The 13,563-nt window shown below is 35.5% G+C and carries 13 protein-coding genes and 1 pseudogene; 6 read left to right on the plus strand and 8 right to left on the minus strand.

Features of this window, described 5'->3' with window-relative positions:
• The 6 genes from ACTBZY_RS09945 to ACTBZY_RS09970 all read right to left on the minus strand — a co-directional run.
• On the minus strand, positions 1–267 hold a 267-nt coding region (locus ACTBZY_RS09945), incomplete at its 3' end, for a response regulator (protein WP_463046180.1).
• A 21-nt stretch (positions 268–288) separates the two neighbouring features.
• Complete coding sequence (locus ACTBZY_RS09950) at positions 289–3,621, minus strand: PAS domain-containing hybrid sensor histidine kinase/response regulator (protein ID WP_463046181.1); 3,333 nt, start codon at positions 3,619–3,621, stop codon at positions 289–291.
• 481 nt (positions 3,622–4,102) lie between these two features.
• Positions 4,103–4,528: a BrxA/BrxB family bacilliredoxin gene (locus ACTBZY_RS09955; protein ID WP_463046182.1), complete on the minus strand. Its 426-nt coding sequence runs from the start codon at positions 4,526–4,528 to the stop codon at positions 4,103–4,105.
• Between the two features lie 40 nt (positions 4,529–4,568).
• A complete protein-coding gene (locus ACTBZY_RS09960; RefSeq protein WP_463046183.1) occupies positions 4,569–4,886 on the minus strand; it encodes a DUF59 domain-containing protein in 318 nt (105 codons plus the stop codon).
• Positions 4,883–5,311: a SufE family protein gene (locus ACTBZY_RS09965; protein WP_463046184.1), complete on the minus strand. Its 429-nt coding sequence runs from the start codon at positions 5,309–5,311 to the stop codon at positions 4,883–4,885. Before ACTBZY_RS09965 ends, ACTBZY_RS09960 begins: the two co-directional genes overlap by 4 nt.
• Before the next feature lie 38 nt (positions 5,312–5,349).
• The gene (locus ACTBZY_RS09970) at positions 5,350–6,573 is read right to left on the minus strand and encodes a SufS family cysteine desulfurase (protein WP_463046192.1); all 1,224 of its coding nucleotides are present in this window, start codon (positions 6,571–6,573) and stop codon (positions 5,350–5,352) included.
• 112 nt (positions 6,574–6,685) lie between these two features.
• On the opposite strand from ACTBZY_RS09970, the gene ACTBZY_RS09975 reads away from it, so the two are divergent.
• Genes ACTBZY_RS09975 through ACTBZY_RS09985 form a run of 3 tightly spaced genes read left to right on the plus strand, consistent with a single transcriptional unit; the run spans position 6,686 to position 8,389 of the window.
• Entirely contained in the window at positions 6,686–7,198 is a 513-nt protein-coding gene (locus ACTBZY_RS09975; protein WP_463046185.1) for a DinB family protein, read from the plus strand.
• A gap of 22 nt (positions 7,199–7,220) precedes the next feature.
• Positions 7,221–7,895, plus strand: coding sequence for a hypothetical protein (locus ACTBZY_RS09980; RefSeq protein ID WP_463046186.1), 675 nt, complete (start codon positions 7,221–7,223; stop codon positions 7,893–7,895).
• Positions 7,892–8,389: an N-acetyltransferase family protein gene (locus ACTBZY_RS09985; protein WP_463046187.1), complete on the plus strand. Its 498-nt coding sequence runs from the start codon at positions 7,892–7,894 to the stop codon at positions 8,387–8,389. The genes ACTBZY_RS09980 and ACTBZY_RS09985 overlap by 4 nt, the downstream gene beginning before the upstream one ends.
• Here the strand turns inward: ACTBZY_RS09985 and sufD are convergent.
• Together sufD and sufC are read right to left on the minus strand one after the other, a co-directional pair.
• Positions 8,386–9,693, minus strand: a complete 1,308-nt coding sequence (gene sufD / locus ACTBZY_RS09990) for a Fe-S cluster assembly protein SufD (protein ID WP_463046188.1) — start codon at positions 9,691–9,693, stop codon at positions 8,386–8,388. The genes ACTBZY_RS09985 and sufD overlap by 4 nt on opposite strands.
• A 16-nt stretch (positions 9,694–9,709) precedes the next feature.
• Positions 9,710–10,480, minus strand: coding sequence for a Fe-S cluster assembly ATPase SufC (sufC, locus tag ACTBZY_RS09995; protein WP_463046189.1), 771 nt, complete (start codon positions 10,478–10,480; stop codon positions 9,710–9,712).
• Positions 10,481–10,784: 304 nt separating this feature from the next.
• Between sufC and ACTBZY_RS10000 the strand changes: the two genes are divergently transcribed.
• The 3 genes and pseudogenes from ACTBZY_RS10000 to ACTBZY_RS10010 form a co-directional block, all read left to right on the plus strand.
• Positions 10,785–12,215, plus strand: a complete 1,431-nt coding sequence (locus ACTBZY_RS10000; protein WP_463046190.1) for an arginine deiminase family protein — start codon at positions 10,785–10,787, stop codon at positions 12,213–12,215.
• Entirely contained in the window at positions 12,215–13,153 is a 939-nt protein-coding gene (gene ctlX / locus ACTBZY_RS10005; RefSeq protein WP_463046191.1) for a citrulline utilization hydrolase CtlX, read from the plus strand. The genes ACTBZY_RS10000 and ctlX overlap by 1 nt, the downstream gene beginning before the upstream one ends.
• Before the next feature lie 91 nt (positions 13,154–13,244).
• Positions 13,245–13,563 (plus strand): annotated as a pseudogene (locus ACTBZY_RS10010) (hypothetical protein); the annotation flags it as partial.

Consider the following 13,563-nt stretch of genomic DNA (forward strand, 5'->3'; position numbering starts at 1 on the left):
AACCGTTTTCTCTAATCCAGCCGAACTCAAAACAATAATAGGCAGGCTTTGATTATTCATGATATTCCTCACATGACTAACTATTTCTAATCCATTAATAAACGGCATCATTATATCCGTCACAATGAGGTCTGGTACATTAGATTTTAAATACTCTATGGCATCGTATCCATTCTTACAAGAATCAATCTCGAAACCACTTTTCTCCAATTTATACTCTAATGTTCTTAGAAGTAGGGCGTCGTCTTCAACCAACATTATCTTCATATTTTCTTTATTTTTTGCCTTTTAGGCGTAATAATGTTCCAATTCACTCTCCAAGCACACTTTTGTTTCTAAATAAATACCCTCCAGTTTGAAATACATATTTTCAAGTGTTGTGAGATCATCTATTCCATTCAGTTCGAATTGTTTCAAAAGTGACTGGTCTTCAATACCCATCACATAAAAAGAAGATTTTAGCCTATGAGCCACAGCACTAATTTCTTTCAAATCCAATAATCTTATGGCGTTTAATAATTCTTTTAAACTCTCTGGAATATGGACCAAAGATGTGTTAATAATTTCCTTTTCAAATTCTTTATTTCCTTCTGCCATCGTTCTTAGGTAATTAAGATCATAGGTAGCTTTAGCCGTATTTGTCTTTGAATTCATATCTCTATATTTTGTAAGTGCTAAAATTTTATCATACAGTTCTTCCTGCTTGAAAGGTTTTGGAAGATAATCGTTCATTCCTACCCGAATGCACTTCTCCTTTTCTCCCACCAATGAATGTGCGGTCATGGCTATGATTGGAATTTCCAATCTTAGCACATTTCTGATATGCTGTGTAGTCTGATATCCATCCATTTCGGGCATTTGAAGATCCATCAGGATTAAATCAAACGTTTCGCTTTCGAGTATGTCTGCCGCTTTTCGACCATTGCAAGCCATCTTAGCATTGAAACCTTGCTTTTCCAGCACTTTCATAGCCAGTTTCTGATTCAAAATGTTGTCTTCCACCAAAAGAATCTTCAAGCCCGAATGTTGTAAAATTGATTTCTTAACGTCTGGTTTTACAATTTCTTCTTGTTTTCTATTTTTAAACGGAATATTAAACCCGAAGCATGAACCAACACCCTCTTCACTTTTGACCAAAAATGTTCCATTTTGTAGTTCTACAAGGGATTTAGAAATACTTAAACCTAGGCCCGTTCCTCCATATTTTCTTGTCGTATTGGTGTTTGCTTGGGTGAACCTTTCAAAAATTATCTCAATTTTATCCGCTGGAATCCCAATACCAGAGTCCAGAATATTAAATTGAATCTCTTGAAAGTCATTTTCAACTTTAGTTACAAAAACTTCTATCTTAATAAACCCAGACTCCGTAAACTTAATAGCGTTACTGATTAAATTGGTCAGAATTTGATTTAGTCTTGTTGGATCTCCAAGCACAAATCTAGGTGTTTTCGTATCCAATTCAACTTTAAAACTTAGTCCTTTTTCTTCTGCATTTCTTTTAAGTACTCGCTCTACATTGCCTAATTGTTCCAACAAATCAAACTCTACACTTTCTATACTTATTTGACCAGATTCAATCTTGGAAAAATCTAAGATATCGTTAATGATATTCAGCAAATTAGAAGATGCCGTATTTATTGATTTTAAATAGTCTTTCTGTTCTTCATCTAGCCTGGTATCATTTAGGAGTGTCCCAAAACCCGTAATGGCGTTCATTGGAGTCCTAATTTCATGGCTCATGTTGGCCAAGAAAAGATCCTTCATTTTAGCATTGAATTCTGCGAGTTTCTTTGATTCATTTAAGTCTCGCTCAAGCTCTATCCTATCCGTGATGTCCATGACAGTTCCAAGCACATACTCATCTCCTTTTACAGACTCCACCACCACATTATTATACATCCAAGTAATTTCCTTACCACTATAGTTGACCACCTGCATAAGGCCTTTAGATTTGCCATTTTCGGCAAGTTCTTTTAAATAAAAGGGGAAGCTTACTTTGGACTTTATAGGGACTATATCAATAATGTTTTTTTTCAGTATTTCTGCCTTAGAAAAGCCAATTAGCTGTGCTCCTATCGTGTTTATTGACATAAAGTTTCCGTTCATGTCATGGGTATACATCACCACGTTGGAGTTGTCAAAGAAAATTCTATATCTCTTCTCGTTTTCAAGTATTTTTTTCTCCCATAAGTTCTTTTCTGTGATATCTACGGCCACACTTAAGTATCCCACGATCTCCTCTTTACTATCTTTAATAGGTGTTACAGATACCTTTACATCAATTTTTTCATTATCTCTTCTTATATAAGAGTACTCGCCATTATCGGGTAAACCGAGTTTTGATCTTAACCTAAAGCTATCTATACCGGGATTCACTTTAAATCCAAATTCTTTGGAATTCTCTTTGGCTTGTTGTTCTAATTCTTTTTGATCATAAAAAATAATTGGCGTATAAATACCTACCAATTCTTTAGCGGTATAGCCTAGTAAAATCTCCGATCCTGAATTAAAATGAGTGATTCTCCCGTTCAGGTCTGTAGCTATTATAGAAGTTTCGGTGCTGGCATTCAGAACCGCCTCCATTCGGGTATTAATGGCTTCTAAAGCCAAACTGTTCTTCTTATCTCTAGTGATATCTTGGAAAGTACCTGTAATTTTTACGCATTGCCCATTTTCAAAATTTGGATTACCTATCGTTCTTACCCATTTTTCATTACCCTTAAATGTGATTATCTCAAGCTCAACGTCAAAGGATTCGCCGAATACTAAAGCTTTCTTGAACGCTCCAGATATTTTATCCAAACTCTCGCCTTCTTTATAGAAACCAAGGCCTTCTGCTAAGTTAGGCTTATAATTCGCTCCTACTTCATGAATTTCTTCGGTGATAGAGGTCCAGTATAATTCCTCGGTTAAAGCATCAAACTCCCAGCCTCCAATTTTGGCAACCTTGTTGGTTTTTTCCAGCATTTTATTAGCTCGAACGAGTTCAACTTTGGTTTCTTCAAGCCTAGTAATATCTCTTCCTATACCATAGAGTAAACCATTTGAAAAATCTATACTTACTACCCATTCCGTTTTACTATAAGCCCCTGATTTCTGTTTCAATCTTAACTTGAGATCAACACTTTTAGTACTCCTATTAAAGGTTTTAATGATGCTGGTTACCTCCTTAACATCGTCAGGATGTATAAAATCTATACATTGGGTTTTCAAGATATCTGCTTCAGACCATCGTAATGTTCTTCTAAAAGCTGGGTTTATTTTTTTAAAAAAACCGTCCATTCCAGCTACACAAACCATTTCAGAAGAAATATGGAACACATTTTCGTAAAAATAAAGGTTAGAGTACTCATAACACTCATTTATAATACTGCCAAGCAGATCCAGCTCGATTTGTATCAAATTTGGGACTGGCTCCTTATCCTCAGCTTTTAAGAAAACTAAAAGGTTACCCAAGTTTTTTCCTTGAGGATCTTTCAGAGGTATGGTTGTTATACTTTCAATTGAAACATCCGGATTGACCAAATCTATTTGTTTGAAAAAGTCCTCAGCGTCTTTTCTATTTAGTCTAGAGAGCGATTTTTGTTCTGGTGTTAATCTGGAATAGTCTAAATTCTCCATTTTAGCACTATCCAATTTTTTGTTTTTTGAATAAAATCGTTTCTTTTTAGATAAGATTGAACGCACCATTAGTCCCTCGCACAATATTTTTTGCATGATTATTTCCATCATTTTAATCATGTTACTATCAAACGTTGCTTTTCTTTTAGACATATTAGGATTTATCTATCATTAAAAAATGACCACGAAGAATAGAGCTTCTGAATTTAATTCTTCCGTATTATACACGATGAAAACCTCAAATTTTATGCCATTCAGATAAATAACATAGACTATGCTGGCATTATATATCTTAACTGAACCATTGACTATATGAATTATGAAAATATTTCAAAAACCTTAAAGAAAATTTCATAAATAACGTTTTGGCGAATACGTAATTTCTTTAGGGGCGTTTAAACAAAAAGCCTGAGAGCAAATGCTCACAGGCTGTAAAGATTTCCTTACTCTTAAATAAAGGGCAGGATGATTGATTTTTTAATTATACTTCGGTAGCACAGATTTCGTCATAAACCATTCCTAAGTGCTGTGCTATCATTTCAGCAGAACGACCTTCAATGTGATGTCTTTCTACAAAATGAGCCAACTCACCATCCTTATAAAGGGCTATAGATGGAGAAGATGGAGGCATTGGAATGTGATCACGCATACGCTGAGTAGCTTCCGTATCAAAACCAGCAAAAACAGTTACCAATTGGTCTGGCTTATGCTCAGCATTAGCTAAAGAAGCTAATACTCCTGGACGACAAGTTCCAGCAGCACATCCACATACCGAATTAATAACGATCAATGCCGTACCTTTTTGATTTTCTATAAAATTATCTACGTCTGCAGCAGTAAGAAGCTCTGTAAAACCAGCGTCTGTAAGCTGGGCTTTCATAGGTGCTACTAAATGAGGAGGATACATATCTATTTAATTTAATTGTTCAAATTTGATTCTAAATTCTTTACATGAAGCCTAGCTCCAGTTTCGCCACTTCAGACATCATGTCTTGACTATATGGCGGGTCAAAAGTAAGCTCTATAGTTACATCACTTACGCCTTCCACTTCTCTCACTTTTTGCTCAATTTCTGCTGGAATTGCTTCTGCAGAGGGGCAAGAAGGTGAAGTTAAAGTCATTAGAATGTAAACATTATTTACTGGGAAAATTTTGATTTCATATATTAAACCCAGTTCAAACACATCCACAGGTATCTCTGGGTCATAAACCTCTTTTATGGCCTCTAATACCTTTTCTTTTAAATCTGTTTCTACTTCTGTCATAACTTTAATTCTTGGCTTGTATATGCCAAAGCATACATTTTCATTTGTTTAACCATTGACGCAAGTCCATTTGACCTTGTCTGAGCTAAATGACCAGCTAATCCCACTTTTTCAATAAAATATAAATCGCTATTTAAAATCTCTTCTGCCTTATGTCCAGATAAAACTTTTAATAACATGCTCACTAATCCTTTCACTATTATGGCTTGACTATCTGCCTGAAAAAACACTTTATCTCCTTCTGCATAAGCATGAAGCCAAACCAAGGATTGACAACCCTTAATAATATTGTCGTCCGTTTTAAGCTCATCTGGCATTACAGGAAGTGTTTTACCAAGGTCTATGATATACTCATATTTGCCTTCCCAGTCGTCAAAAAGTTCAAAATCTTCAATTATTTCTTCTTGTATTTCTTTTATCGTCATCCTCTATCTATCCTTATTTTTAGCGTCTCTTTACAAAATTACAATAAAAAACGTTTCGCTTTTTCAATTCCAGAGACCAATCTATCTATCTCTTCCTCTGTGTTATAAACCGCAAAAGAGGCTCTTGAAGTTCCTACCAAGCCAAAACGCTGCATGAGAGGCTGTGTGCAGTGATGTCCCGTTCTTATCGCTATGCCTTGCTGATCTAACAATACTCCAATGTCTTGGGGATGAATGCCATCCATCACAAAAGAAAGCACACTCACTTTTTTCTTGGCCTTTCCAATTATTCTTAAACCAGATATAGCTTCAAGTTTACCTGTAGCGTATTGTAATAACTGATTTTCGTAAGCTGCAATATTTTTCTTACCCAAGGCATTAACATAGTCTATGGCAGCAGTAATGCCTATTACATCAGCAATATTAGGCGTTCCGGCTTCAAATTTATACGGAAGTTCATTATAAGTGGTTTTTTCAAAAGAAACATCTTTAATCATCTCCCCACCCCCACGCCAAGGTGGCATTTTATCTAAAAGCTCTCTTTTACCATAAAGTGCTCCCATTCCTGTTGGTCCGTACAATTTATGAGCAGAAAAACATAAGAAATCTACATCTAAAGCCTGCACATCAATATCTATATGTGAAACCGCCTGAGCTGCGTCCACCACAGTTACAGCCCCTACTTTATGAGCTTCTTCTATAATTTCTTTGATGGGATTTATGGTTCCTAAAGCATTAGAAGCATAAACCACAGAAACTATCTTTGTCTTTTCATTTAAGAGACTCTGGTAGGCTTCAAAATCTATATCTCCATCATCATTAATAGGAATCACTTTTAGCAAACAGCCATTTTCTTCACAAAGCATTTGCCATGGTACTATATTAGAGTGGTGCTCCATAGTACTGATAATAATTTCATCGCCTTCCTTAAGAAACTTGCGTCCGTAAGTTTGAGAAATCAGGTTAATACCATCAGTAGTACCGTATGTAAATATAATTTCGTCCGTACTTTCAGCATTTAAAAACTCTTTTATCGTCTTTCTGGACAATTCAAAAGCCGCGGTTGCCTTCTCCGCAAGATGATGAATGCCTCTATGTATATTAGCATTATAGCCTTTATAATATCCGCTTAAAGCATCTATAACCACATTTGGCTTTTGGGTCGTGGCCGCATTATCAAAATAAACTAGCTTTTTCCCATTAACCTCTTGGTCTAAAATTGGAAAATCTGCTCTTATTTTATCTATATCCAGATTAGTCAAAACGTGTATTTCTTTGTTCTCTCTAGCAACAACACCAAGATTCAATAAGTTTGGAAAAATTCTAAATAATTTATTTCTTGGAATTCCTTTATTTTGTGTCAAAATTTAAGTCATGTCAAATTTCAAAAAAGCTTTTGTAGAACAGTGCATTTTCCGAATGGAAGAAAACCCTCCAAGGATAAAGAAATGCCTCGATTTACTAAGCGAAACAGAGGTTTGGAAGAAACCAAGCTATGCCTCTAACAGCATGGGAAATTTGATACTTCACCTGTGTGGGAATGTTAGGCAGTATGCCATATCATCTTTGGGAAATCGAAATGACCAAAGACATAGAGATGAAGAATTTGAGACGATTGGAGGATATTCAAAAAGTGAACTCTATTTAAAATTTGAAAACACCATAACAGAAGCCGTAAAAATAGTAGAGAACCTTTCCGAAGAAGCATGGCTGAAAGAAAGACAGGTGCAGGGTTTTACTTTTTCCGGAATTGGTATTTTAATTCATGTTGTAGAGCACCTCTCCTACCATACGGGGCAAATTGCCTTTTATACCAAATTATCAAAAGACCAACAGTTAGGTTTTTACGAAGACATGGATCTAAATATTAAGAATGAAAACGATTGAGCCGTATATTTGAAAAAAAACGATGGACAAAGAAATTCCAGAATACGTCAGTTTAATCTTTACCCTTACTACATTATACGGTGTTTGGCTCTATAAAAAAGCATTTAAACCATCTATAAACATCTTAAGTATTTTGTTTGTATGGTTATCTCTTCAGGCATATTTAGCTTATACTGGGTTTTATCGGGATACCGACAGTATACCCCCTAAATTCGCCTTTGCCGTAGTTCCTGCTTTGATTTTCATTGCTTATCTTTTCGTATCAAAAAAAGGTAAAACCTTTATAGATGGACTTGACCTAGAATCTCTTCATTGGATTCATACCATAAGGATTCCTGTAGAAATAGTACTTTGGTTGCTTTTTATTTCGTCCCAAATCCCAGAAATAATGACTTTTGAAGGACGGAATTATGACATCATAGCTGGAATCACTGCACCCCTTATCATATTTTACGGCTTAAGAAAGCCAATTCTAGATAAAAACAGAATGATCTTATGGAATTTATTGTCCCTTTTTCTTCTTTTAAATATTGTAGTTATGGCAATTCTTTCTGTAGAGTCGCCATTTCAACAAATGGCATTTGACCAGCCCAATAAGGGAATTCTTAAATTTCCTTTTGTTTGGTTAGCCTCTTTTATAGTACCTATGGTACTGTTTTCCCATTTAGCCAGTATTAAACTTCTATTAAAAAAATGATCATCAGAGAAGCTCAACTTTCAGACCTTAATTCAATTTCAGAAATTTGGAATCATTACATTCTAAACACAACGTATAACTATGATAGTGAACCAAAGGACATGCATTTCTTTGAAAGTTTTTTTAAAGAGAAGGAGGAACACAGCTATCCTATTTTCGTTTTAGATGTTAATAATGAAATACTAGGATACGGCACTTATGGTCAATTTAGAGCAAGAAATGGCTATAGATACAGTCTAGAACATGGTGTCTACCTGCGTCCTAACTTACAGGGTAAAGGCTACGGAAAAGCACTGATGCTGGCATTAATAGAGCGTGCAAAAAAAGACGGCCATCATAGTATGACGGCCGGTATTGATGCTAGCAATGTACCAAGTATAGATTTTCATCTAAAATTTGGTTTTAAGGAAATTGGAACCTTTAAAGAAATAGGTTTCAAAAACGGTAAATGGCTTGACTGTGTTTTCCTACAGTTAATGCTATCCGAATTTTAAGCCAATTTTGCGTGTATTAAATCTGCTAAATAATCTCTAATAGAATCTATCTTAATTTGAGAAACTACATCATCAGCAAAAGCTAATAATTGCATTCTGATAGCCTCTTCTTTAGGAATACCTCTTGATTGCATATAGAAAATGGCCTCATCATTTAGCATACCCGTGGTAGCACCATGTGAACATTTCACATCATCTGCCCATATTTCTAGCTGCGGCTTAGTGTTCATGGTGGCACTATCAGAAACTACTACGTTTCTACAGTTTTGGTATGCATTTGTCTTTTGTGCTTCTCGTCTCACAAATATTTTACCATTAAAAACCCCTGTAGACTTATCCATCAAAACGCCCTTATAAAGTTCGTTAGAAACAGAGTTAGGCTTTTTGTGGTCAGCTACCGTATGATTATCAATATGCTGGTTTTCGTTAGGAACATATAGACCATACATAAAACTCTCAACATACTCTCCATCAATCTCTAGATGAAGGTTATTTCTTACAAAACCACCATTAACTGTAATGGTAGCAGCATAAAAGTAACTTTTATCTTTCTGGTAAACACTGGTAGTCCCTATATGATAAGATGCGTTATTATCGTCTTGAACCTTATAATAATCTACTCTAGCATCTTCAGAAACCACTATCTCTGTAACCGTATTAACATAAGCAGAAGACTCTCCTAGCGTTCTAAAAGACTCTGCTATTTTAACCTCAGCATTCTTTCCAACTACTACCAAGTTTCTAAGTGTGGATGCTATATTTTCTTTACGTACATCCGAAACCATTCTTAAAATGATTGGAAATTCTAGTGTAACATTATCATTTACAGTAATAACCACACCTTGGCTAGCTATAGCCGTATTAATAGCTGTAAACGCTTCTAAATCATCATTAGAATATTTAGAAAAGTGGTCGTTTAGTAAAGAAGCATTTTCTTTTTGAGCCTCGCTCAAAGTTTGAATGCTAACTTTACCTTCGGCTTGAGATAGATCAGAAAGTTCTGCCCTATATACCCCATTAACAAAATAGATGATAATCCCTTTTAAGTCTGGAAGCTCAAAAGAATCAATTTCTTCTTTGCTTAAAGATTTATCAGAATTAAGGTTATATGTTCCTCCTACCAAATTTTTAACATTAGAATATTTCCATTCCTCATGTTTTGTGGTTGGAAAACCTAATTGCTCAAAACTATTTATTGCCTTTACACGTCTTTGGTTATAGGCTTCCCCAACACTACCATTTAAATTGGCCTGTTGCTTTTGAAATACCTCTTTTATTTGGCTTTGCAAACTATTCTCAGACATTGAAATTCTTAATTTATTATGCTATTGCTCCGTCGGCATCAGCTACTTCCTTTATAATCCAGTCATACCCTTTCTCCTCTAGCTCTAAGGCTAAATCTTTTGTACCAGATTTAACTATTCTTCCTTGATAAAGTACATGTACATAATCAGGGACTATGTAATCTAAAAGTCTCTGGTAGTGGGTAATAACGACAAATGAACGATTTTCATTTTTCAATTGGTTTACACCATCTGCCACGATTCTAAGGGCATCAATATCCAAGCCTGAATCTGTTTCGTCTAAAATGCCTAAAACAGGCTCAAGCATAGCCATTTGAAAAATTTCATTACGCTTTTTCTCTCCACCAGAGAAACCTTCGTTTAATGATCTTCTTAAAAGCTTATCATCAATCTTCACCAACTTAGCTTTTTCCTTCATTAGTTTAAGAAAACTAGCGGCACCCAAAGGACCCTCACCTTTATATTTTCTTATTTGATTGATGGCCGTTTTTAAGAAATTAATGGTCGTAACACCAGATATTTCTACAGGATATTGGAAAGCTAAAAATACGCCTTCTGCAGCTCTTTCTTCAGGAGCCATATCTAGCAAATCTTTACCTAAAAATTCCACAGAACCTTCGGTTACTTCATAATCTTCCCTTCCAGCTAAAACAGAAGCTAATGTACTTTTACCAGATCCATTAGGACCCATGATAGCGTGTACTTCGCCTGGTTTAACCTCGAGATTGATACCTCTTAATATCTCCTTATCCTCTACTCTTGCGTGTAAGTTACTGACTTTCAGCATGCTGAACAATTTTTTTGTCTTTAATTGGGCTGCAAAGATACCATTTTTCTTTGCAAAATCATATTTCAATATATAAACCTATATTGAAAGTAATCCGTTCGATTAAATGTGATTATTGAGTAGAAACTTCTTATTACTTTTGTTTATTTGAAATCTAACGATATCCAAACTTAATCAAGATGGCTTCTTACTTGTCTCATTTCAAGGGTTTAATATTATATTATATGGCTCTTTTTGGTTTTATGTGATCTTAATTTCTAGTCTAAAATGGGGAATAAATAATTATAATATAAACCGAATAATCATGGATTTTCATGTAAATAGTGAGATATCAACGCTAAAGAAATTAGTAATTCACAGTCCAGATAGCGGGCTTGGCAAAGTAGTGCCTTCTAAAGCACAGGATTGGCTTTTTGAGGACATAGTGCATTTAGAAACCATGCGAAAGCATGAATACGATTATTACGTAAAGCTCCTACTCTATTTCTTAGACCCTGAAAAAGTGAAAGGGAAACTAGCGGAAATTGATAATGCAGCAAACAGGAACTTCTACATTCCGGATAGTAAAGCATATTTCTCATCTGAAAAAGTCTTAGAATTTGAAGTTTTATTAAAGGAAGTCTTAGCAGATAATGGCATTAAAAGTAGGTTGGTGGCGGCCGTAAGTGCTATAGAAGAGTGTTCCTATAAAGAGATGGAAGGTTTCTTGGCCCTGCCAGACCTAGAGCTCACTAGATTACTTATTACGGGCATGACCAAATCTGGAGAAATGTACTTCTCCCCTATCCCTAATCTTATTTTCACCAGGGATATTGGCATCATGATAAATGGTCACTTTCTGCTTAACAAACCTGCGAAACTGGCTAGAAGAAGAGAATCTTTATTGGCTAAATACATTTTTTTCAATCACCCTGTATTCAAAAGCCTCAGAGAAAACTTGATAGAAATAGAAGAAAATGAAGAGCAGTTTTTAATGCCAGAAAATGAAATGGGCAAAAAAGACGAGACTTTGGAAGGTGGTGATGTTATGATGGTGGCTCCAAACCATCTTTTAATAGGTATAAGCGAAAGAACCAGTGTAGAAGCTGGTAGGCAGGTTATGCGTAAACTTTTTGATATGAAAATCTTAACTAAGGTGACCTTGATTAAAATTCCTGCTAAGAGAGATTATATGCACATAGACACCATTTTTACGCAAATAAAGAAAAATGTTTGGGTGCTTTTGGCATCCATAGGTCGTGCAGCAGAAAAGCACAAAAAGGATTCTTTATGGGAAGACTTGGGACAAAGAAACAAGGCAGAGGAGTTAATTATCAAACAGTTTTATGTAGAGAATGGGGAAGAATTTTCTAAGACATTTGAAAACCTTGAGGATTTATTGATAGACATATCTAAAACCGACTTGAAAACCGATAAAGAAGTTGTTTTTGTTTATTCTGGAAATAACGAATTTCCTTATGGTGCCAGAGAGCAATGGACAGACTCCTGCAACCTTTTGGTCTTAAAAGAAGGTGTGGCCATAGGCTATGATAGAAACAATAAGACTTCAGAAGCTTTTATAAATGCGGGTTTTGACATCATATCTGCTAAAGATTTATTAGATGATTTCGAAGCAGGGCTAAAGTCTCCAGAAACTTTGAAAAATACAATTATTCTGTTGCCTTCGGCAGAACTCTCAAGGGCCAGAGGAGGCTCTCATTGCATGAGTTTACCATTATTGAGAACATCTATATAATGGAAAAACAATGTACCTCCAACATACTAATGATTCGCCCTGTTTGCTTTGGATTTAATGAGCAAACAGCCGAAAGTAATGCTTTTATGCAAGACCTTGTCGCAGGCGAAAAACCTCAAGAAAACGCTCTGAAACACTTTGATGCTTTTGTATCTAAGCTTAGGGCATCCGGTGTAAACGTATTGACGGTTGACGACACTGTAGAACCGAGAAGCCCAGATAGCATTTTCCCGAACAATTGGGTGTCTTTTCATGCAGACGGGAGAATAGTTTTGTACCCGATGGAAGCAAAGAACAGAAGACTAGAAAGGCGACAAGACATTCTTGAAATAATAAAGAATGCGTTTAATACCGAAGAGATTATTGACATTAGCAAAAGTGAAGAAGACGGATTATATCTAGAAGGCACGGGAAGTTTAGTCTTGGACAGAACTAACAAAATAGCTTACGCTTGCTTGTCTAGTAGAACCCATAAAGAGGTTCTAGATATCTGGCAAAAACTCTTTCCAGATTATAAAATCATCACTTTTGATGCCTCTGATAATGATAATATTTCCATTTATCATACGAATGTACTCATGGCTATTGGTGAAGACTTTTCTGTGATTTGTGCAGATACTATTAAGGATGTAAATCAGCGGGAATTGGTTTTAAAATCTTTAAAAGATAATGGCAAAGAACCTGTGCTCATTTCTATGGATCAAATGGAAAACTTTGCTGGAAATATGCTTCAAGTAGAAAATTCTCATGGAAATAGCATATTGGTTATGTCATCTAAAGCACTTAGAAGTTTGAATCGAATACAGCTTGACTTTTTAAGGTCAAAAACTGAGATTATGGACGCTGAACTTGGCCTGATAGAAACATTAGGCGGCGGCTCTGCCAGGTGTATGTTGGCCGAAATCCACTTACCTCAGTTGATACCTGATCCGCTATAAAATATGCATCCATAAACACATAATCCAATAATATGCACTTAAATATGCATAAATTAAAAATATGTATATATTTGTACATATTAATAAAATAATGCAAGTACTAACCGGCGATATCATAGACTCAACAAAACTGAAAGCTTCTGAAAGAGATCAGTTAACTGCGGCCTTTCAGGAGCTTTCTGATAATTCTGTGGGACAATATGATTTTTTTATACGAGGAGACTCCTTTCAAATTTTATTAAAAGAAGGTGGACTTACTGAAGCTTTAAGGATTAAATATTTCTTAAAGCTTAAAACTAGTTTGACCGTCAGGATTTCTATAGGAATAGGTAAAGTGACGGTTCTTGAAAAAAAACTCTCTAACTCCGACGGCCCTGCTTTCTGGCTTTCCGGGCAGGGTTTGGATAAAA

The organism is Arcticibacterium sp., from assembly GCF_055134445.1.

Excerpts from the sequence above, each read along its gene's own strand:
- ACTBZY_RS09975 (WP_463046185.1), top strand. The coding sequence starts at position 6,686 with ATGTCAAATTTCAAAAAAGCTTTTGTAGAACAGTGCATTTTCCGAATG.
- sufC (WP_463046189.1), bottom strand. The coding sequence starts at position 10,480 with ATGCTGAAAGTCAGTAACTTACACGCAAGAGTAGAGGATAAGGAGATA.
- ACTBZY_RS09965 (WP_463046184.1), bottom strand. The coding sequence starts at position 5,311 with ATGACGATAAAAGAAATACAAGAAGAAATAATTGAAGATTTTGAACTT.
- ACTBZY_RS10000 (WP_463046190.1), top strand. The coding sequence starts at position 10,785 with ATGGATTTTCATGTAAATAGTGAGATATCAACGCTAAAGAAATTAGTA.
- ACTBZY_RS09955 (WP_463046182.1), bottom strand. The coding sequence starts at position 4,528 with ATGTATCCTCCTCATTTAGTAGCACCTATGAAAGCCCAGCTTACAGAC.
- ACTBZY_RS09985 (WP_463046187.1), top strand. The coding sequence starts at position 7,892 with ATGATCATCAGAGAAGCTCAACTTTCAGACCTTAATTCAATTTCAGAA.
- ACTBZY_RS09980 (WP_463046186.1), top strand. The coding sequence starts at position 7,221 with ATGGACAAAGAAATTCCAGAATACGTCAGTTTAATCTTTACCCTTACT.
- ACTBZY_RS09960 (WP_463046183.1), bottom strand. The coding sequence starts at position 4,886 with ATGACAGAAGTAGAAACAGATTTAAAAGAAAAGGTATTAGAGGCCATA.
- sufD (WP_463046188.1), bottom strand. The coding sequence starts at position 9,693 with ATGTCTGAGAATAGTTTGCAAAGCCAAATAAAAGAGGTATTTCAAAAG.
- ctlX (WP_463046191.1), top strand. The coding sequence starts at position 12,215 with ATGGAAAAACAATGTACCTCCAACATACTAATGATTCGCCCTGTTTGC.
- ACTBZY_RS09950 (WP_463046181.1), bottom strand. The coding sequence starts at position 3,621 with ATGGAGAATTTAGACTATTCCAGATTAACACCAGAACAAAAATCGCTC.